This is a genomic window from Frischella perrara (assembly GCF_000807275.1).
Classification (GTDB): domain Bacteria; phylum Pseudomonadota; class Gammaproteobacteria; order Enterobacterales; family Orbaceae; genus Frischella; species Frischella perrara.
In genome coordinates this window covers 2,617,292-2,639,606 of record NZ_CP009056.1, presented here as the reverse complement: position 1 = coordinate 2,639,606, position 22,315 = coordinate 2,617,292, and the positions used below count along the sequence as shown (strand labels likewise).

The 22,315-nt window shown below is 36.6% G+C and carries 17 protein-coding genes and 1 tRNA gene; 12 read left to right on the top strand and 6 right to left on the bottom strand.

All coding sequences use genetic code 11. The features are described from left to right. The first annotated feature begins 116 nt into the window (after nt 1-116). From FPB0191_RS11420 to FPB0191_RS11410, 3 genes are all read left to right on the top strand, one after another. Nucleotides 117-788, top strand: a complete 672-nt coding sequence (locus FPB0191_RS11420) for a hypothetical protein (RefSeq protein WP_039106280.1) — start codon at nt 117-119, stop codon at nt 786-788. Nucleotides 789-1,083: 295 nt separating this feature from the next. Beyond that, entirely contained in the window at nt 1,084-1,347 is a 264-nt protein-coding gene (locus FPB0191_RS11415) for a PAAR domain-containing protein (RefSeq protein ID WP_039106276.1), read from the top strand. 1 nt (nt 1,348) lies between these two features. Further along, complete coding sequence (locus FPB0191_RS11410; RefSeq protein ID WP_146202379.1) at nt 1,349-2,557, top strand: hypothetical protein; 1,209 nt, start codon at nt 1,349-1,351, stop codon at nt 2,555-2,557. A 180-nt stretch (nt 2,558-2,737) separates the two neighbouring features. Here the strand turns inward: FPB0191_RS11410 and trpA are convergent, their stop codons facing one another. From trpA to FPB0191_RS11385, 5 genes are all read right to left on the bottom strand, one after another. Further along, entirely contained in the window at nt 2,738-3,568 is an 831-nt protein-coding gene (gene trpA / locus FPB0191_RS11405) for a tryptophan synthase subunit alpha (RefSeq protein ID WP_039106273.1), read from the bottom strand. Next, nucleotides 3,565-4,758: a tryptophan synthase subunit beta gene (gene trpB / locus FPB0191_RS11400; RefSeq protein ID WP_039106272.1), complete on the bottom strand. Its 1,194-nt coding sequence runs from the start codon at nt 4,756-4,758 to the stop codon at nt 3,565-3,567. Before trpB ends, trpA begins: the two co-directional genes overlap by 4 nt. Nucleotides 4,759-4,819: 61 nt before the next feature. Beyond that, nucleotides 4,820-6,220 carry a bifunctional indole-3-glycerol-phosphate synthase TrpC/phosphoribosylanthranilate isomerase TrpF gene (trpCF, locus tag FPB0191_RS11395; RefSeq protein ID WP_162485190.1) on the bottom strand — a complete coding sequence of 467 codons (1,401 nt, stop codon included), beginning with the start codon at nt 6,218-6,220 and terminating at the stop codon, nt 4,820-4,822. Nucleotides 6,221-6,222: 2 nt separating this feature from the next. Next, nucleotides 6,223-7,866, bottom strand: a complete 1,644-nt coding sequence (gene trpD / locus FPB0191_RS11390; protein WP_039106265.1) for a bifunctional anthranilate synthase glutamate amidotransferase component TrpG/anthranilate phosphoribosyltransferase TrpD — start codon at nt 7,864-7,866, stop codon at nt 6,223-6,225. Further along, nucleotides 7,866-9,425 (bottom strand): anthranilate synthase component 1, encoded by a 1,560-nt coding sequence (locus FPB0191_RS11385; protein WP_039106262.1) that lies wholly within the window; start codon nt 9,423-9,425, stop codon nt 7,866-7,868. The genes trpD and FPB0191_RS11385 overlap by 1 nt, the downstream gene beginning before the upstream one ends. 203 nt (nt 9,426-9,628) lie before the next feature. Here FPB0191_RS11385 and FPB0191_RS11380 point away from each other — a divergent pair, with 203 nt between their 5' ends. The 8 genes from FPB0191_RS11380 to metF all read left to right on the top strand — a co-directional run bounded on the left by FPB0191_RS11380 (nt 9,629) and on the right by metF (nt 19,876). Continuing rightward, complete coding sequence (locus tag FPB0191_RS11380; protein WP_052236964.1) at nt 9,629-10,210, top strand: biotin transporter BioY; 582 nt, start codon at nt 9,629-9,631, stop codon at nt 10,208-10,210. Next, entirely contained in the window at nt 10,197-10,775 is a 579-nt protein-coding gene (locus FPB0191_RS11375) for a YiiX/YebB-like N1pC/P60 family cysteine hydrolase (protein WP_039106260.1), read from the top strand. The genes FPB0191_RS11380 and FPB0191_RS11375 overlap by 14 nt, the downstream gene beginning before the upstream one ends. A 148-nt stretch (nt 10,776-10,923) precedes the next feature. Beyond that, nucleotides 10,924-11,409 (top strand): pantetheine-phosphate adenylyltransferase, encoded by a 486-nt coding sequence (gene coaD, locus FPB0191_RS11370; RefSeq protein WP_039106259.1) that lies wholly within the window; start codon nt 10,924-10,926, stop codon nt 11,407-11,409. Nucleotides 11,410-11,420: 11 nt separating this feature from the next. Then, nucleotides 11,421-12,740, top strand: coding sequence for a 23S rRNA (uracil(1939)-C(5))-methyltransferase RlmD (rlmD, locus tag FPB0191_RS11365; protein WP_039106256.1), 1,320 nt, complete (start codon nt 11,421-11,423; stop codon nt 12,738-12,740). Nucleotides 12,741-12,752: 12 nt separating this feature from the next. Further along, nucleotides 12,753-14,999 (top strand): GTP diphosphokinase, encoded by a 2,247-nt coding sequence (relA, locus tag FPB0191_RS11360; RefSeq protein WP_039106254.1) that lies wholly within the window; start codon nt 12,753-12,755, stop codon nt 14,997-14,999. A 279-nt stretch (nt 15,000-15,278) separates the two neighbouring features. Further along, entirely contained in the window at nt 15,279-16,508 is a 1,230-nt protein-coding gene (locus FPB0191_RS11355) for an N-acetylmuramoyl-L-alanine amidase (protein WP_039106252.1), read from the top strand. A 198-nt stretch (nt 16,509-16,706) separates the two neighbouring features. Then, a complete protein-coding gene (gene metE / locus FPB0191_RS11350; RefSeq protein WP_039106250.1) occupies nt 16,707-18,977 on the top strand; it encodes a 5-methyltetrahydropteroyltriglutamate--homocysteine S-methyltransferase in 2,271 nt (756 codons plus the stop codon). Nucleotides 18,978-18,979: 2 nt separating this feature from the next. Beyond that, nucleotides 18,980-19,876: a methylenetetrahydrofolate reductase [NAD(P)H] gene (gene metF / locus FPB0191_RS11345; RefSeq protein WP_052236963.1), complete on the top strand. Its 897-nt coding sequence runs from the start codon at nt 18,980-18,982 to the stop codon at nt 19,874-19,876. A 191-nt stretch (nt 19,877-20,067) separates the two neighbouring features. Here metF and FPB0191_RS11340 read toward each other — a convergent pair. Further along, nucleotides 20,068-20,144, bottom strand: a tRNA-Met gene (locus tag FPB0191_RS11340). A gap of 188 nt (nt 20,145-20,332) precedes the next feature. Between FPB0191_RS11340 and sltY the strand changes: the two genes are divergently transcribed. Continuing rightward, nucleotides 20,333-22,312, top strand: a complete 1,980-nt coding sequence (gene sltY / locus FPB0191_RS11335) for a murein transglycosylase (protein WP_052236962.1) — start codon at nt 20,333-20,335, stop codon at nt 22,310-22,312. Nucleotides 22,313-22,315 lie beyond the last annotated feature (3 nt).

Genomic DNA, 22,315 nt, shown 5'->3' with positions numbered 1-22,315 from the left:
AAAATGTAGTTGCGAAGTCAATAAATTATTGGTCAAATGAAAAACGTAGGAAATAAAGACATTTCATCATCCTCATTGGCTTAATACTATACTAATAATTAACAAAGGAGCGGTAGATGATAAAACGATTATCAGTTGGCTTAATGTTAATAATGGCATTATATTTCTCTTTTTTCGATACTTATCCATATGAAGAAAAAATTCAGAGACTTTATGATAAAAATAACCCATCTGGCAATAAAGCAATTTGCTTAATAGTGGGGAATATCTCGAAATCAATGTATCCCTATACCATCCATTATATGGAGGGCGAATTTCAGCCCCTTTCACCCAAAAATCAAGAAGCACATCTTAATCGTTTAACAAATGAAAATTTGCATTTATTTAGTCAATTCGGTTTATTTACCGAGGAGCAAGTGGCAAGAAGTTGGGGTAAACCTATCTACCGTTATAATCTCACTAATTTAGGTCGACAATATTTTGACGATTTTAATGATCAAACTAATTTTTGTTTTGGGCGGATAGTAGTAAACTCTGCCAATATAATTGAAGATGTTCTTAATAGCGATAATGGTAACAAAGAGCGTAAAGTATACATTACTTATTATGTGAAAAATGTTCCAGACTGGATGAAAGATCCAACGGTATATAAACGCTTTGGTTATCCCAAAGAAGTCACAACAGAAGGATTAATAGATGGTATTCATCGTTATCGAATCTTAAGTAAACGTAAATTGGAGTCAATCGAAGGGGTGAGCCTAACTTATAAATGGGCGTCTTCTAGCTAACATAATGGCTATTAACAATTTATTTTTATGCTAACCAAGATCGTGGTAGATTGAATTAATAGTATTAAATGAATTAATAGTATTAAAAAGTTGTGAATATAAACGTTGGTGTAATTGGTATTATGTTATTCCGCTTTCTGATAGAAATCCGCATGAGTAAATAAAAATCTGATTTTTAGAATTAATGAGAATGCGTTATAAAAAAATTAACGTTAATTATTGGTAGGAATAGTCTTCTTCGGGAAGTGTCTTAAAGATAAAAACAGCAATAATAAGTAAACAATAAGGAGAAAGAATGCGATATGTCATTAGACTTGGTGATAGCACGGATCATGGTGGAAAGGTGATCTCAGCATCAACGACTATGATAGTTAAAGGTAAAGGTGTTGCGCGAGTAGGTGATTTAGTCAGTTGTCCGAAAAAAGGGCATGGTGTTACCGCTATTATTGAAGGCGATAGTCGAATGAAAGATCAAGGAAAACCTATAGCTCTTGAAGGTCATCATGCTGGATGTGGCTGTGTATTATTTACTTCATTATCTAATGTGGGGATTAAATAAGGTGGCCATTGATTTTGCATTACTTCCTGAAAGAAAAACCTTACCTAAATTCCCTCATTGGTGGATATGGCCTTTATTGTTGGTTGTTTTTGTAATAATTGGAACAACAATTACTTTTTTTATAAGTATTAATCATACTATATCAAATAATTGGTTTTTGGGCGGGATTGTGTTTATTCCTTTGTTATTTTGGGCTGTCGTTTCCAGTTTTTGGTTATATTGCGTGCAAAATCTTAAAAGATATACCATTGGTTGGAATAAATTATATGATACACAATATGCTCAAATGACTGAACTCGGTCAGCAGCCTTTATATGTTATTTTCAACGGACTTTACACAGAACAAGGGTATCAAGATACCGCTCGTAAAATTACCCAAGAAGGGGCTTTTCTTCAAAGTAAGGAGCCTTTACAAGGAACTCAAGCTATCTTACATGCTAAGTTGGCACTGGAAGAGCCCATTAAATCCTCTGCCATTGATATTCGGGTAAGCTATTTATTAGAACGGTTTTATAAACAAATCGCTGCTTTTCTTGATGAACCTTGGCATAAGTATCCACTTCATGTTCGATTTTGCCTTGATTCACAATTAGATCAAAAACATTTACAAGCATTATGGAAAAAACAGTTTTCCACTTATCAATTTGCTAGTATTGGCTTTATTGATCCAGCACAAAGCAGTCAGTTCATTGATACATGGATTGATGATGAAAATGAAGCGCTGCTGTTGGTTGTTTCTTTGCATTTATTTGATTTCCCACAGGAAAAAGAAGGGGAGGCCTTTAGTGCATTATTACTGGCCAGTGAGAGTTTACTTTCAAAACCGTTAGTTAAACAAGCTATTAAATCACAGGCAATACCATTGGTTAGTTTACATCGACCTGAAATAGGGCAAGAACTTGATAAAGTTATTCATAATGGTGTTCTTTGGGGAGCAAAAGAAGAGGCTGAATTGAATACGATTTGGTATAGTCATATTGAACCGGAGCTTATCCCAAAGATTGCGACAACATTAAATGAACAAGGTACAACGCTTAAAAATATTTATCATTTAGATAATACGATTGGTCATACCGGCAACTGCGGTTATTTCACAGCCGTTGCGCTTGCTATTGAACATGCCCAGAATAGCGAAGATAAACAATTAGTTGTCTGTCAAGAGAATGAAGTTAGTGTATCAGTGGTTGTCAAATCTAAGTTATTATCTTAATAATATCAATTGAAAATGCTAAGTTAAATGAATAACTGAAATTAATAACTGAAATTAATAGTAAAGGGGGGTATTTCATTCCCCCTTTTACTTTAATAGCATCTCAATGTATTCACCTGAAAAGTTAGTTGTACTTAAAATGCACTTATAGCATCGAGTTAACTAACTAAAATTTAGGACTTAGCCATCCCTCTTCGTTGCGGTTTTCATCGTGCTCACAAACTGTGTTAATTTTTGGCGCAGTAAAGTTGGATTGGATTGATTTTCAGCGATGATTTTGACTGTCGCAGATCCTGCTATGGCGCCAGATGCTCCAGCTTGAATAGCTTCCTTAACCTGTTGCGGGGTTGAGATACCAAAACCTTGAATAGCCGGCGGTGCGTTATATTGTTTTAGCTTTGTTAATAAATGTGTCAGTGGCTTATCCGCTTTGTTTTCAGTGCCGGTAACGCCAGCACGGGAAACCAAATAAGTATAGCCTTGTCCATTTTCTGCAATGGCTTTTATCACATCATCATCGGCATTAGGTGGGCAGATAAAAATCGGTGCAATGTTATATTTAATAGCCGCTTGTCGGAATGGTGCCGATTCTGACAAAGGTACGTCCGCAATCAATACCGAATCAATGCCTGCCTTTGCACAACGAGCATAAAAATTCTCAATGCCAGCTTTGAATACTAAATTAGCATAGATTAATAAACCAATTGGAATGGTCGGATGTCGTTGACGGATCTGTGTTAATATTTCAAAGCACTTCGCGACATTAATGCCACCAGCAAAAGCACGCAGGTTGGCATCTTGAATAGTAGGGCCATCGGCAAGTGGATCGGAAAATGGTATCCCCAATTCTAGCGCATCAGCACCAGCAGTAACGAGAGTATCAATTATATCAAGTGATAATTCAGGAGTAGGATCCCCTATTGCCACGAAGGGAACAAATGCACCACGTTGTTGTTGTGCCAGTTCGGCAAAGAGTTTTTGATAGCGGTTAGATGGCGTTACATGACTCATGCGATTTCCCCTCTTGCTTTTAGAATATCGTATACAGTAAAGATATCTTTATCTCCCCTGCCTGACAAATTGACGATCAGAATTTGTTCTTTTTCTGGATTATTTTTTATTAACTTTAAGGCATAGGCAAGCGCATGCGAGGATTCTAGTGCAGGTATGATCCCCTCATTACGTGATAATGCCTTAAATGCATCTAATGCTTCATCATCTGTAATCGATACATATTGTGCTCGACCAATACTATCAAGATAAGCATGTTGCGGACCAACTGATGGAAAATCTAATCCGGCAGAGATAGAATAGGATTCTTCGATTTGCCCTTCCTCGGTTTGCATCATCGGTGATTTCATACCAAAATAAATACCAAGTTTTCCATGTTTTAACGAAGCGCCATGTTGACCTGTTTCAATACCGTGTCCTGCCGGTTCAACACCAATTAATTGTACATTTTTTTCGTCAATAAAATTGGCAAACATCCCGATAGCATTTGAACCACCGCCAACACAAGCAATGACGGCATCAGGTAATCGACCTTCCTTCTCTTGGATTTGTTGTTTAGCTTCGGCACTGATCATTTGTTGGAATTCACGGACAATGGTAGGGAAAGGATGCGGTCCTGCTGCGGTGCCGAGCATATAATGAGCGCGTTCATAGCTACCAGACCAATCGCGTAGCGCCTCATTACACGCATCTTTTAAGGTTGCACTGCCTGTTGTAACAGGAATAACGGTCGCACCCATTAAGCGCATCCTAAAAACGTTAGGTGCTTGACGTTGCACATCTTTCTCACCCATATAGATTCGGCATTTTAACCCTAATAATGCGCAGGCTAATGCAGAGGCAACACCATGTTGACCAGCACCTGTTTCGGCAATAATTTCAGTTTTTCCCATACGTTTGGCGAGTAATGCTTGACCGAGAACTTGGTTTGTTTTATGAGCCCCACCATGTACCAAATCTTCCCGTTTTAGATAGAGTTTAGTTTTACTACCTGCCGTTAGATTTCGGCACAATGTTAATGGTGTTGGGCGTCCTGCATAGTTTTTAAGAAGATCCTGAAACTCTTGTTGAAAAGCAGGATCATCCTTGGCAGATAAAAATGCTTGTTCTAGATTATCAAGTACCGGAATGAGAATCTGTGGTACATATTGTCCACCAAATTCGCCAAAATAAGGATTTAATTTTGCCATTATGTTTTCCTTTTAAACAGTATCATTGCAATTACTGTGAAATTAATTTTATAAAATGAGCTTATGAATAAGGATAACCTCTTAAGCGTGCAAATAAAGTTGTTAGTTTTTGCGGATCCTTGTGACCTGCGGATATTTCTACACCGGAATTAATATCTAATCCCGCCACGCCGGTTTGAATAGCTGTGATCGCATTATCGGGATTAATACCCCCTGCTAATAATACGTTACTAAGATTTTTGTTCGCTAACAGTTGCCAGTTAAATGATTGACCACTGCCTCCTTCTCCATTATCAAAAATATAGCGGGAAATTAGAGGATTATTATAGTCAGGAATGGTATGGTTAATGCTTAATGCTTGCCAAATTTGACAAGTGGAAGGAAGTAATTTGGCTAATTGTTGAATATAGTTTTGATCTTCGTTCCCATGTAATTGTACAGCGTATAATTTGAGTGTCTTAGCTACCTCGGTGATGTAGTTTGGATTCTCATTTCTAAATACACCGACCCAATTGAGTTTCGCAGCAGACATTACTATTCGTGCTTGATTGGGGTCAATATACCGCGGGGAGGTTTTAACGAAAATTAAACCGCCATAAACGGCTCCGGCTTGGTAGGCGACTAACGCATCATTTTTTTGCGTCAAACCACACACCTTATTTTCACCAAATATAACTTTGCGAATAGCTAATTCAAGATTAGATTCTGCCATTAAGGCGCTACCAATTAAAAAACCGTGTGCATGTTGGCTCAATGATAAAATTTGAGAATGGGTATGAATACCTGACTCGCTGATCACAATTCGATCAGCAGGAATTGACGCGGATAGATTTTTAACTCGATTAAGATCAACTGATAAATCTCGTAGATCTCGATTATTTATACCGATCACTTTAGCATTTAATTTTATCGCACGTTCCACTTCTTCTGGCGTACTCGCTTCGGTTAATATTCCCATATTAAACTGATGAGCTAATTGGCTAAGCCTTTGATACTCATCGTCAGTTAACACTGATAACATTAACAATATGGCATCAGCTTGATAGTAGCGGGCTAAATAGATTTGATATTCATCAATGATGAAATCCTTACATAAAATTGGTTGTTGGGTATGCTGTCGGACAATCGGTAAGAAATCAAAACTGCCTTGAAAATAGGTCTCATCGGTTAATACAGATATGGCATTAGCGTATGGGGCATAGGTTTTGGCAATCATTGCCGGATCAAAATCAGCACGAATTAGCCCTTTTGATGGAGAGGCTTTTTTGCATTCTAAAATAAAAACGCTATGTTGATCGGTCAGTGCTTGGTAGAAACAACGATCGCTTGGTTGTAATTGTGTTTTGAAACTTGCCAGCGGTTGTGTTTGTTTCCGTTGTTCGACCCAATTTACTTTATCGGTAACAATTTTTTTTAGTACTGTTGCCATCGCAACATTATTTTTTAGTGATTCAATTGCCATCATTAACCTCGTTGTGCCAATGCAGTTAGGAGTTGATAAGGTTGACCAGAATGCATCATTGTAATAGCTTTAGCTGCATTGGCTTTTAAATCATTATGATCAAATAGCTTCATTAACATTGCTACATTAACGGCAATAGCCGCTTCATGAGCTGGTTTACCATGACCTTGCAAAATATCAACTAACATATCCCGGTTTTGTTCGGGGGTTCCGCCTTCGATATCTTTTAACGTATACGTTGTTAAGCCAAAATCTTCTGGATTAATTTCATAATAATCGATTACACCATCGATGACTTCAGCAACATAGGTTGTGCCATGTATCGCGACTTCATCCATTCCTGAACCATGTACGACAATGGCATGCTTATAGCCTAGCATGCATAATGTTTCGGCTATCGGTTTTAGTAAGCCACGATCATAAACACCCAGTAAAATTCGTTTCGGTTTGGCTGGATTTATTAGTGGACCAAGAATATTAAATATAGTGCGAGTTTTTAGTTGTTGACGGATCGGTGCTGCATAACGAAAACCTGAGTGATATTGTTGAGCAAATAAAAAGCAAACACCGAGTTCATCTAATGCTTGACGAGCGGTTTCAGCTGACATATTTAATTTAATGCCTAACGCAGCTAGTACATCAGATGAGCCTGACTTACTTGATACACCACGGTTACCATGTTTAGCAACCTTGAAGCCTAACGCGGCCGCAACAAACGTACTGGCAGTAGAGATATTAATACTGTTCGTACCATCACCACCTGTTCCCACAATATCGGTAAAGTCATATTCTGGCGCAACAAAGGGATCAGCATGGCGTAGTAAAGCGTTAGCTGCCCCTGCAATTTCTTGTGGTGTTTCACCTCGTACTTTCATACTTATTATGGCGGTAGCCAGTTTGGTTGCTTCCAATTTACCTTGAATTATTTGGCTAAATAATATTTCACTTTCGGATTGTTCTAAGATTAGCCCTTGATAGAGTTTATTAAGGATTGGTTGCACTAGTCGTTCACTGGTTTGGGCAGCCGTTTTTTCACTCATAACCGACGGTTGTTTTGAAATTTGTGGATCAGCTAAAGCACATTCAATCGTCTGATTAAGTAACTGCGCACCATTGATAGTTAAAATCGATTCGGGATGGAATTGAAAACCGTATACGCGATCTTGATTGTTTCTTACCGCCATTACGATATTATCAAACATTGCATTAATGGTTAACGAATCGGGAATATTTTCTCCTTTTAGAGAATGATAACGTGCAACAGGTAACGGATTAGGTAAATTATTAAACATATATTTTCCGTCATGTTTAATTAACGATGCTTTCCCGTGCAGGATATCTCCGGCGGGGACGATCGATCCACCATAAGATTCAACAATGGCTTGATGTCCAAGACAAATACCGATAATAGGTAATTTCCCTTTTAAACGCTTTAATAGTTCAGGCATACAACCGGCTTGGCTTGGTGTGCCTGGACCTGGTGATAAAAATAATATGGGATTGTCTAATAAGGCCAGTTTATTAATGATGACATCAGCAGGTAAAGTATTACGATAAATAATAACTTGATGTCCACTATAGCGTAATTGATCGACTAAATTGTAGGTGAATGAGTCAATATTATCTAGGAATAGAATATTAGCCATTAGAATTCTCCCGTAACATGATGCGCTTGAGCGATAGCGCGAATAACGGCACGTGCTTTGTTGCGTGACTCATCGGATTCTGCTTGTGGATTGGAATCTAATACAACGCCGGCACCGGCTTGGACGGTTGCAATGCCATTCTCAACATAGGCACTTCGGATCACAATACAGGTATCTAAATCACCGTTAGCGGTGAAATAGCCGATAGCACCGCCATAGCTACCACGTTTCGTTTTTTCTGATTCGGCGATTAACTGCATGGCTCGGACTTTTGGTGCACCGGTTAATGTTCCCATATTCATCGTGGCTTGATAGGCATGTAGCGCATCTAAATCACCACGTAACTGCCCAACAATACGAGAAATTAGGTGCATCACGTGTGAATATCTATCAACTTTTAACAGTTCTTTTGTATATCGACTACCAGGTTCACAAATACGGGCTAAATCATTACGTGCTAAATCGACAAGCATCAAGTGTTCCGCTAACTCTTTTTTATCGGTGCGCATTTCGAGCTCTAAACGACTATCTAAATCATAATCAATTTCACCATTAGCTTTTAAACCACGAGGCCGAGTTCCCGCGATGGGATAGATTTCGACTTGATTGGTTGCTTTAGTATACTTTAAGGCGCTTTCTGGTGATGCACCAAATAAGATGAAATCTTGATCCTGCATATAGAACATATAGGGGCTAGGATTTTGTTGTTTTAAGGTATGATAAGCGGCTAAAGGATTTGGACAAGGTAGGGTAAAACGACGCGATGGTACTGATTGAAATATTTCGCCTTGTTGGATAGCGTCCTGCATTTTTTTGACGATAGTTTTAAAGTCATCATCACTTAAATTACAAGCAACGGTAATGTCAGTTAACGTTTGCACAGGTATGGGCTGCAAAGGTTGTGCAAGCTGTTGACTAAGTTGCTGTAAACGTTGAGTTAAACGTTGATCTTCGGCTTGGTTCGTTGTAAATAAACTAGCTTTTAATATGGCAGTGGCGTTTTTATGGTTGATTTCTAATAAGGTTTCGGCAAGATAAAAGCAAAAATCCTGACAGCATTGTTCGCTAGGTAGTTGCGGTAAATCTTCAAATCCAGCCACTAAATCATAACCAAATAGTCCACCCAATAAGATCGCATCGGGGGAAGCCTCGGCTGGTAATTTTACAACGTTGAGAATATGGCGTAAGGCATCAAATACAGATAACGATTTTAAGCGTGAATCTTCATCTAGATCATTATTAATTTGCGTAAAATTAAGTATTAGCGTTTGCTTTTCAGTTTCTAGAATCTTGTCCACCCCTTGTTTAAAGGATTGCGCTAATAGTGGTAACAATGATGCACCATTTTCAGTCAGTGCAACAATGGTTACTTGGTTATTCGAAGCGGTAATTCTTAGTGCAGCATCAATAATCATGACACTTTTAATACCTTGCTTATTATCGATCTCTGCCGATTCTAATAGTAACGTTGCTGTTCGTTGGGCACAAAGTTGATTGAAAATCTCGGTGGGGTCATTGTGATAATGTATGCTATGTTGCAGTTGTTTAAGGGTTGGCATTGTTATCGGTTCCTGATTCGCTAGCGTTGTATCACTATACTAGTTCATAAGTAATTGTCAAGATGGAAACTCGATTTTGTTCCGTTCAATTTGTGCCATATGTAAACTAAAAATAATAATAATTAGTTTACAATAATCTTATTCGGCATTATATTGCGGATCTGAAAATACGATTATTCTTAACATAAGGCAGGTCATTAATTATGAAAGCTCAATTAACTTATTATTCACCGTTTATTAATACGCTTGTGCCGTTGTCTTCTTGGCAACAAAAATTACTTACCACTTCAGTTGCGACATTACTATTAGCCATTGCGGCTAATATTAGTATTCCAACCTATCCAGTTCCTTTTAGCTTACAATCACTGGCGGTGTTATTAGTTGGCGCATTTTTAGGTCGTAAACTTGCGACTATAACTTTATTACAATATTTATTCGTTGGCGCATTAGGATTACCGGTTTTTGCCAATGGTAGTGGTGGCATTGCTGCGTTAATATCACCATCAGCGGGTTACTTATATGGATTCGTGGTGAGTGCTTATATTGCCGGTTATGCGGCTGAGAAAGGCTATGACCGTCGTTGGTTGACCGGTCTTATAGCTTTTGCTGTTGCTCATCAAGTGCTATTTGTATTCGGTGTCGTTTATTTAGCGGGATATTTCCAAATTAGTCTAATGGATGCAATAAAAATGGGTTATCTACCTTTTGTCGGAGTTGATGCAATTAAGTTTGTGTTAGCTACCATTGTCATGCTAACACTATGGCGTTATCGTGCTAAAAAATAATATCCAAGCGGGCTGTATTATTTTTCAAAGTCTTGATCATAATGATCAGTTTAATGATGCAGTCAGCCGTTCGGGCAAGAATAACCTGACATTAGCCATTGATAATATCAATCACGTTGGTTTATATATTGGTGATGATCAGGTTATAGAAGCAACACAAAAATACGGTGTCATCTTGCGCTCTTTACAAACGTTTTTGGATGCAGCGGATAGCAATCTTATTGCCACAATTAATGACCCATCGTTGATCAAACCAGCTATCGTGCGGGCAAAAGCCTGTTTAGGTTTACCTTATAATTTCAGTTTTCATCCCACCGGTAACGGGTTATATTGTAGTCAATTAATTACACATGTATTTAAGACCCATCAAGGTCAAGACTATTTTCAATGCTATCCCATGAATTTTAACGATGTTGATACACAACAGATTTTACCGTATTGGGTGGATTATTATAAAGCGTTACAACAAGCTATACCACATGGCTTAGTGGGCTCGCATCCTCAACAGCTATTAAGCCAACAGCACTTATTTTCTTCCATCATATCGTACAATTCGTGCAAATAAATAGCATGAATTGTGAGCAATATACCAAAACTAGCAATAAATGTTAACCGATTATCTATTTATCATAAAATTTTGCAAGTGCTAACAATTTTGGTGCATTTTGGTATGATATGCGATAGACAATTTTAGTTATTATACAGGTCTACTAATGAAAACAGCATTAACAGCGATATTTCCCGGCACATTTGATCCAATTACTAATGGTCATATTGATTTAATTACGCGCTCGGCATTGCTTTTCCCACATTTAATTGTTGCCGTAGCCCAAAGCCCTAATAAAAAAACTTTTTTTACATTGGATGAGCGCGTTGCGTTAGCGGAAACGGCATTAGCACATTTACCGAATGTCGAAGTCATTGGTTATGCTAATTTGATGGCTGATTTTGCTAAAGCTCATCGGGCAACAGTATTGGTACGAGGGGTACGGACAACTTACGATTTTGAATATGAGCGTCAATTAGCTGAAATGAATCGTAATTTAAAACCGGATTTAGATACTATATTTTTGATGCCATCATTAGTAACTGGTTTTATTTCTTCAACGATTGTTAAAGAAGTTGCGATTCATCATGGCGATATTAGTCGTTTAGTACCTAAACATGTCGAACAGGCATTATTAGAACGAGTAGGTTGATTAGAAGTACTATGGTTTTATTTTATTCTCCACCGAAAAAAACAGTTTCACCAAGGACGATTGAATTAACGATTGATTCATTAGATGCATTTGGACAAGGCATCGCTCATTATCAAGGTAAAACAGTATTTGTTAAAAATGCATTACCGTCAGAACGTGTTAAAATTAAACTGACGGAAGATAGAAAAAATTATGCCAAAGCCAAGGTAACACAATATTGCAGTACCAGCCCAGTTCGAACAACTGCGTTATGTTCGCATTATCAAGTGTGTGGTGGCTGTGAAATGCAGCATATATCGGCACAAATGCAACACCACCTTAAGGCAGAAGCACTTGCTAATTTATTAAAAAAAGAAGCAAATTATGAGTTAACCGTTACCGATATTCAAGTGATAGAGGATAAACCATATCATTATCGTCGACGGGCACGTTTAGCACTAATGTGGCAGAATAATCAATTGGCTATGGGATTTAGGCAATTAGAATCTAACCAAATTGTGAATATTACCGTTTGCCCAGTGCTCGTACCAGAACTGGAACAGTTAATCGTTCCGTTAAGAAGTTGTCTAAATCGCTTAAAAGATAAGAAAGCGCTTGGGCATGTAGAGTTAATTCATACTGAAAGTGGTATTATTGTTATTTTACGGCATATTAAGCCGTTGATTGAAAAAGATAAGCAAATATTAGTTACCTTTGCGGAACAACACGAAATTAGTCTATATTTATTAGGCGAAACGTTAACGCATTGTAGTGGTAGTCAGCATCATTATTATATTATTAATGATTTAACACTCGAATTTAGTCCACAAGACTTTATTCAAGTAAATACTCAAATCAATCGTAAGATGATTTATCAAGCAATTAATTGGCTTGATTTACAACCGACTGATCATGTATTAGACCTGTTTTGTGGTATGGGGAATTTTTCGCTTCCTATTGCCCAACATTGTCATCATGTGATTGGTGTTGAAGGAGTTCAGACGTTAGTAGAAAAAGCTAAACACAATACAAGAATAAATCAGCAGCATTTATTAGCAGAGGTAGATTTTTTTGTTAGTAATCTAGACGAAGTAGCGAAAAAACCAATTTGGTTTACAAATAAAATAAATAAAATATTGCTCGACCCAGCGCGTGCCGGTGCATATCACGTGATGGATAGCATCATTGCTCATCAACCAAGTCATATTGTTTATATCTCTTGTAATCCAGCAACATTGGTTCGAGACAGTAAAAAATTAAAACAGGCAGGTTATAAAATCGTAAAAGCCTCAATTTTGGATATGTTTCCACAAACTAAACACATTGAGTCAATGCTACTGTTTAAAAAATGAGGAACACAACAAATGGTTTCAATACGAGAAGTACATCAATACTGCAATGAACGTATTGCTTTAGAACAATTTGATGTTGAACAATGGGCTAAACAAATAGTTGGTTTAACCAATCCTAAATGCTATCAAAAATTCAAGTCGGTATGGGATTTTTGTTTTGAAAATAGTGCTGGTTCGCCCGAACAAAATTATTGCTTCCAATATGCGATTGAAATGGTCGAAATTCTATCCAATTTGAATATGGATATTGATAGTTTATGTGCTGCACTGGTTTTCCCTTTCTTAGACATTAAAATTCTGCGTCATGAGGATATTAGCGAAGAATTTGAACGTGATATTTTGCATTTAGTGACCAGTATTATTCGTATGAAAGGTATTCGCCAACTAAGTGCTATCCGAAATGGTACAGCAACGCTTGAACAAATTGATAGTATCCGTCGGATGCTATTAGCTATGGTGAATGATTACCGCAGTGTTATTATTAAACTAGCAGAACGCATTACTTATTTACGTAAGTTAATTAACGAATCTCGAGAAAAGCAGGTTTTAGCCGCAAAAGAATGTTTTAATATTTATGCGCCTTTAGCTAATCGATTAGGGATAGGTCAATTAAAATGGGAGATAGAAGATTTTTGTTTCCGTTACTTACATCCCGACGAATATCGTGCGATCGCGAAGAAATTAAAAGAAAAACGACTTGATCGAGAACGGTATATTCATGATTTTGTGTCAAATCTGCAAAACATGATGAATCAAGATAATATTCGCGCTGAAGTATATGGACGACCAAAACACATTTACAGTATTTGGCGTAAAATGGAACGTAAGCATCTGCCATTTGAACAACTATTTGATATTCGAGCCGTTAGAATTATCTGTGATCAGGTTGAAGATTGTTATGCAGCCTTAGGAATTGTACATAGCCAATTTAAACATATTGCTAAAGAGTTTGATGATTATGTCGCTAATCCTAAACCAAATGGTTATCAATCAATTCATACCGTAATTTATGGACCACAATATAAAACGATTGAAATTCAAATTCGAACTGAACAAATGCATAACGATGCCGAGTTAGGTGTTGCTGCACATTGGAAATACAAAGAAGGCAATACTAACAAGATGACTGCCTATGACCAACGTATCACGTGGTTAAGGAAACTCTTGGCTTGGCAGCAGGAGATGTCAGAAAATGGCGAAATTCAAGAGCAAATTCGTAGTCAGGTTTTTGATGATCGTGTTTATGTATTTACCCCTAAAGGCGATGTCGTCGATCTACCAACCGGCTCAACACCTTTAGATTTTGCATATCATATTCATAGTGATGTAGGGCATCGTTGTATTGGTGCGAAAGTTGGTGGTCGCATTGTGCCATTTACTTATCAATTAAAAATGGGTGATGAAATTGAGGTCATTACTCAAAAACAGCCAAATCCAAGTCGTGATTGGTTAAATCCTAACGCCGGATTTATTAATAGTAGTCGGGCTAGAGCTAAAATCCAAGCTTGGTTTAAAAAACAAGATCGTGATAAAAATATCGCAGCCGGTAAAGATATTCTTGAAAATGAACTAACAGCGTTAGACTTAACTCTCAAGGACGTTGAAAAATTGCTTATCGCACGCTATAACGCACACACGTTTGAAGAAGTACTCGCGGGCATTGGTAGTAATGATATTCGCATTAATCAATTAGTTAATTATATTAATGCACAATTTAATAAACCGACGGCTGAAGAGGAAGATCAGGCTGCCTTAAAACAAATTACTCAGAAATCCAATACGCAAAGTAAAAATAATAAGAAAAATAATAGTGAGATCATCATCGCCGGTATGGGTAATCTCATGATTACGATGGCTAAATGCTGCCGTCCAATTCCCGGCGATAGTATTGTCGGTTTTGTTACTTTGGGTCGAGGTGTTTCTGTTCACCGTGCTGATTGTGAACAATTAATTGAATTGAAACAACATGCCCCAGAACGAATTGTTGCTGCATCATGGAATACGGATAGTTTCAGTAGTTATACTATGATAGTGCGTGTTATCGCTCATGATAGAAGTGGATTATTAAGAGATATTACAACGATTGTGGCTAATGAAAAGGTGAATGTACTAGGACTCTCAAGTCGCCTTGATAGTAAACAACAAATTGCAACAATGGATATTGATTTACAAGTCAACAATCAAGAAGCCCTTAACCGAGTATTAAATAAATTAGCACAACTACCAGATGTTATTGAAGCCAAACGATTGACGACGTAATAGCAGTAATAGTTTTATTTTAAAAAACGATGGTTACAGCTCAACTTATAATATTAGGATTTATGGTATAGGTTGGGCTGTAACTGTATGTAAGTAGATGCAGATAAAAGCTGTAATCAATCAATTTATAATAAAGTTATCAGTTTTAGCCATGCGATTCTTTAAATAAATGAGTTAATCATTGGCTTATAATGTCTTATCCATATCTAAATTATTAACATTATCGGTTTTATGATATTATAAATTAAAAACAATGATTAGAATTTCGTATGTGATGTTATGCCCACTTCAATTAACCCGACCAGACGTCTTTTAATAAAAGGTATTGCTGCTGTATGCTTGCTATCCGCTACGCGTGTCGGTTTTGCTGCGCAAGCACAAATGGTGGCGGTTCGGGTATGGCCTTCATCCACTTACACGCGCGTTACATTAGAATCAAATATCTTATTATCTTATAAACAGTATATGTTAACCAATCCAAGACGATTGGTCATTGATATTGATAATCTTTATCTTAATTCTGTATTTCGTGGCATAACAACGTTAGTTAAAGCGGAAGATCCTTATATTAAATTAATCCGTGTGGGGCAATTTAATACCAAAACAGTCCGACTTGTGATTGAACTAAAACAAGATGTTAATCCCAACTTATTTACGTTAAAACCGATTTCTGAATTTAAAAATCGTTTAGTAATAGACCTCTACCCAGTACAAAAAAATGTCGCTGATGAAGATCCATTAGTCGCTTTGTTAGAAGAATTTAATAAAGGTAGTTTAGATGATAATGATCCGGCTGTGGTCAATCAACCGATTGTTAAAGATCGGAATAAAATTGTTGTCGTTTTAGATCCAGGACATGGTGGAGAAGATCCGGGAGCTATCGGTTATTATAAAACTCGAGAAAAAGATGTGGTATTACAGATTGCGCGACGCCTGCGTGATCTGCTAGTTAAAGAGAAAAATATTACTGTACATATGACTCGTGACGAAGACGTGTTTTTACCGTTACGGGTTCGTGTTGAAAAGGCGCGGGCGTTACGTGCAGATCTGTTCATTTCTATTCATGCTGATGCCTTTACAAAACGTAATGTTAAAGGGTCATCGGTTTTTGCTCTATCGACGAAAGGTGCAAGTAGTTCAGCAGCCAATTATTTGGCTCAAACTCAAAATGAAGCGGATGAAATTGGGGGAGTTAGCCGTAGTGGTGACCATTATCTTGATCATACGATTTTAGACTTAGTGCAAACTATTACTAAAAGCAATAGTATGGTATTGGGAAGCACTGTTCTAAATAAAATGAAACATGTTAATACGCTACATAATAGCCGTGTTGAAACGGCTGGATTTGCTGTATTAAAAGCGCCTGACGTTCCTTCAATATTAGTTGAAACTGCTTTTATTAGTAACCTCAATGAAGAGAAAAAACTAAAAACAGCCGCATTCCAAAATCAGATCGCTAAAGCGATGCTTGATGGTATCAAAGAATACGTTAAACTACGTAAAAATTAAACCTCCCCACATCTTCTTATCAGTGATGATTTCAATTATCTGCAATCATTAATCAGAGCATAATTTCAACAAATTTTATCCTTTTGATATAGAAAATAACTATATCAAACAATAAATAAATAGAATTATTCAATAACAATTATTTTTGTTATCTTTAATAATAAGATAAAAATTAACCAATTAATAAAGGAAATAAAAATGACTACTTCTGTTATTGGCTATCCAAGAATCGGTAAATTACGTGAACTCAAATTTGCTATTGAAGGTTATTTTAAAGGTGACAAGAGTCAAAATGAGTTACTAAAAATTGCGCAATTATTACGTAAGACGCATTGGCAAGATCAAAAACAAGCTCACATTAATTATATTTCATCCAACGACTTTTCTTTTTATGATGCGGTACTTGATACAGCGTGTTTACTTAACATAATTCCTGCTCGTTATCAGCAGTTAGGTTTGCCTGAGCTTGATGAGTATTTTGCGATGGCGCGCGGTTATCAAGGTGAAAAAGGTGATGTACACGCATTAGCAATGAAAAAATGGTTTAATACCAATTACCATTATTTAGTACCAGAAATTGAAGCAACGACTGAAATTAAATTAGTGGGAAAAAAACCATTTAATGAATATTTAGAAGCCAAACAACTTGGTATCGAAACTAAACCAGTGATTATTGGTCCATTGACTTTGTTGAAATTAGCTAAATTGCCAAAAGGGCAAAATTATTCAACTTACATTGATGTGATTATTAAGGCTTATCAAGATATTCTTCAACAATTTGCCCAAATTGGAGTAACTTGGTTACAAATTGATGAACCGATCTTAGTTACCGATTTAACATCACAAGACATTGAAAATTTTGAAAAAATTTATCATGCAATTTTAGCTAATAAGCAACAATTAAACGTATTATTACAAACCTATTTTGGTGATATTCGTGATTGTTACCAACAAGTCGTTAATCTACCATTTGATGCGATTGGTTTAGATTTTGTTGAAGGAAAATTAACTTTAGAGCTACTAGAGAAATATGGTTTTCCACAAGATAAACAGTTATTTGCTGGTGTGGTAAATGGTAAAAATATTTGGCGCAATAACTATGCTAAAACCTTGGCATTACTTGGTAAAATCAAAGCTGTAACTCAAAAAGTTGTTGTTAATACATCATGTTCATTACTGCATGTACCTTATACATTAAAAAATGAAACAAAGTTAACCATTGCACAAAAAGCCTATTTTACTTTTGCTCAAGAAAAGTTGCAGGAATTGGCGGAATTAGGTCAATTATTTGGACAAAATGATGCTCAGCAACATGAGGCTTATAAATCTAATCAAACATTATTTACACGTGAGAGAGAAGGCACTAATCAAGCTATTCGTGAAAAAGTCGCCGCTTTAACTCAAGAAGATTTTGTGCGTCTTCCTGCTTTTGCTGAACGGGAGTCCATCCAAAAACAAGCATTACAATTACCAGTATTACCAACCACCACTATCGGTTCTTTCCCGCAAACCAGTGATGTGCGATTAAACCGCGCTAAGTTTAAGAAAGGTGAAATCAATCTTGAGCAATATACGGCATTTAATCAACAAAAAATTGCCGACTGTATTACATTACAAGAAGAGATTGGTTTAGATGTGTTAGTTCATGGTGAATTTGAACGTAATGATATGGTAGAGTATTTCGGTGAAAGCTTGAATGGCTTTGTATTTACTGAAAAGGCTTGGGTTCAATCTTATGGCACTCGTTGTGTTAAACCACCTATTATTTGGGGTGATATTTCACGTTCTAAACCGATTACGGTTGAATATTCTCAGTATGCGCAAAGTCTAACTAAAAAACCAGTTAAAGGAATGTTAACCGGACCTGTTACCATTTTAAATTGGTCATTCCCTCGTGAAGATATTTCATATAAAGATTCAGTGTTCCAAATTGGTTTAGCGATTGCCGATGAAGTGCTAGATTTAGAAGCAGCTGGAATTAAAGTTATTCAAATCGATGAAGCCGCATTAAAAGAAAAATTACCATTACGTAAAGCCGATTGGCATAGCGAATATTTAGATTGGGCAATACCGGCATTTCGTTTAGTACATCGCAAAGTGAAACCTGAAACACAAATCCATACGCATATGTGTTATAGCGAATTTGACGATATTATTAAAGAGATCGATGATCTAGATGCTGATGTAATTTCATTTGAAGCATCACGTTCTAACTTAGCTTTAATTGATGTTCTTAAAGCAAATCATTTCAAAACAGAAGTAGGACCAGGTGTGTATGATATTCATTCACCTCGTGTGCCTTCAGTTGATGAAATTCGTCAAGTTATTGAGAAGTTATTGGCTAAAATTGATAAATCAAAACTTTGGATCAATCCAGATTGTGGTTTAAAAACACGCGGTGAATCTGAGGTCTTTGCTAGCTTGATTAATTTAGTGAAAGCGACTCAGGACGTTCGTTCGGAGTTATAGTAATGAAAGTTAATCAGTTATTCAAAGATAAGACTGTTTTATCGTTTGAGGTTTTCCCACCGAGGAAAACCTCCCCACTCGCTTCCATTTATGGAACATTGCGAGAATTGGGCCATTTAAAGCCCGATTTCATCAGTGTTACCTATGGTGCTGGTGGAAGTTTAAATGGTGAAACCACAATCAATATAGCCCATGCCGTTAAGCATACTTATGGTATTGAAAGTGTTGCACACTTACCGAGTATTAATTTCAGCAAGGTCGAAATCAAATCAATCCTTGAAGAACTGAAATTAGCAGGTGTTGATAATATCTTGGCACTTCGTGGTGATATTACACCCGAAGTACAGCCAAAGCAGGATTTTCGTTATGCCAGTGAACTGGTATCATTTATTAAACAGCATGGTGACTTTAATATTATTGGTGCTTGTTACCCCGAGGGACATACTGAAGCAACGACGGTTAAGCAAGATTTGATTAATCTTAAAGAAAAAGTTGATGCAGGGACAAATCAACTTATTTCGCAGTTATTTTTCGATAATGAGTACTTTTATGTCTTCCGTGATAAAGCGGCTGATATGGGTATTCATGTACCGATTGAAGCGGGGATTATGCCGGTAATAAATAAAAAGCAGATTGAAAGGATGGTCTCAATTTGTGGGGTTAATCTACCTAAGAAATTTAAGCAAATGATGGCAAAGTATGAATATCACCCAGAAGCTTTCCGTGATGCCGGTATTGCATATGCAATTGATCAAGTGGTAGATTTGGTATCTCAAGATGTGGATGGTGTACATTTATATACAATGAATAACTCTTTAATTGCTAGAAGAATCCATGAGGCTGTTGCTTCCTTATTTACCATTCCTAAACAGATAGCTACGCAGCCAGTATCCGCTTAGTAGCTACCAGCCTTGTAAATTTGAATAGGTCTTTACGACCTATTTAATCAAAACAACTTATTGATTTTATTATATTTTTAAAATATATTAGGTATTAAGTAAGTTGATTAAAATTGCAATAATATCACTAAATAATAAAAGTTTGTGCTAGATAAAACGATAATAGAAATAAGATTTGAAGAAGTGAGAATTGGTTGCGGGGGCTGGATTTGAACCAACGACCTTCGGGTTATGAGCCCGACGAGCTACCAAGCTGCTCCACCCCGCGTCAAAGTGGTGATAATAATACAGTATTTTTGGAAAAAAGCAATATTTTTCTTACTTTTATTTCACTTTTTATAAAATTGTTTGAAGAATTATTTGAAATAACTATTAGTTTGAGGATGACATGATAATCCAGAGGGGATATGTTAGACTGTCTAGACGTCCCTTAATTTACTAACGAGATATGATAAAATGAGTCTGAGAACAATTATCGTAGTGTTATTTTCTTTATTATTTGGTTTTAACAGTATGATGGCTTATGGAAAAGACTCGTCAATAAAGAAACAACGCGAAATCTATCAAAAATGGTTACAAAATTATACGACATTAAGTGATACAGAACAGCTTAACCAACTTGTCTTGTTAAAAGACTATCCTCTTTACCCTTACGCTAGATACCAATACCTTAAAGCCCATTTGGCGACGGCTTCTATCAATCAAGTGAACCAATTCGTACGACAAAATCCGGATTTTCCATTATCATCTTCATTAATGCAGTCCTATGTTGAATTGTTAACTGAAAAAAAAGACTGGCAGAATATTAGCAAACTCTCTATTGATAACTCACTAGTCACCAAATGTCGCTATAAATACGCCTTATTTCAACAAGGCAAGAAAACCGAGGCATTCAAGGATGTTGCATCGCTCTGGTTATCAGATAATGATCTACCATCAGCTTGTAATGATCTATTTAATGCTTGGGATCAATCAGGCGCAAAGTCAGTTAATTTAATTTTATTAAGACTGGAATTAGTATTAAGTAAGAACAATATAAAATTAGCACGTTATCTAACCAATCAGTTACCGAGTAATTATGGAACGTTAAAGAAAAATTTATTAGCAGTATTAGATGATCCACAAAACTTGACAGCATTTGTTAAAAATATGTCTGTTACACCATTTAGTAAAAATGTGGTCATGTTATCTTTTCCTCGATTGGCTAACCGTAATCCTGAGCTTGCAAATACTTTTATTCCAACTTTAGTAAAAAGGTTAAAATTAACACAAGAGCAGGAAATTAAATTACAAAGAAGTATTGCCCTAAATTACTTCAATTCTTCAGCGACAAAAGAGCAAGTCGCTTGGCGTGACCACTTTATTAGTGAACATAGTGATGTAGGACTTTTGGAACGACGCATCCGATTAGCTCTAAAAGATAATCAGTTAGATCAAGTTGCTTATTGGATAAATTTACTACCGAAAACTCATAAACAAAAAGATGAATGGCGTTATTGGCAAGCAGTAATTTTGGAGAAGGATAATCAACAGGCTGATGCTGACAAAATCTTACAGAGTTTAATGGAGCAAAGAGGCTTTTATGCAATGTATAGTGCACAAAAACTCAAACAAACCTATCATTTTAATTTTGAATATCCAGTGATTGATAAAGTAACGCCTAAGGAAGAGCTAGCTCGTTTATCATCCCATTATGCTAAACTACCGGTAATACAACGTATTGAAGAGCTTCGTTATTTCGGTAAAATACCAGAAGCCATTGCTGAGTGGCGATATTTCTTATATAAAGATAATAATCCTAAACAGTATGCTGAGATTGCACGTTATGCTTATTTACGAGGGTGGGGTGAACACAGTGTGCAAGCTACCATTGCTGGTAAATTATGGGATAATTGGTTAGAACGCTTTCCACTTGTCCATCAGCAACATTTTGATCATTTTACTAAAGACAAATCGATCCCCTTATCCTTTGCGTTAGCGATTAGTCGGCAAGAAAGTGGTTTAGACCCAACGGTACAATCACCAAGTGGTGCTAAAGGACTTATGCAGCTTCTGCCAAATACGGCAAAGGAGAGCGCAAAAAAAATTGCTTTGCAAAATTATCATAGTTCCGAGCAACTTTATGATCCTGAGACAAATATTCAACTGGGAACATATTATTTGAATTATGTTTATCAATTATTTGATGATAATCGAGTATTAGCAGCGGCGGCTTATAACGCTGGACCAAATCGCGTAAATCGCTGGTTGCAAGATACAGCAGATGGTTTAGAAGTCATCGCATTTATAGAGAGCATCCCTTTTACAGAAACACGAAATTATGTTAAAAGTGTGCTAGTTTTCGATTATATTTATCAATTAATTCTTAAAAATAAACCACAAACAATATTAAATACTAAAGAAGTGCAACATATCTATCACAAAGAGAAAAGTTAATGT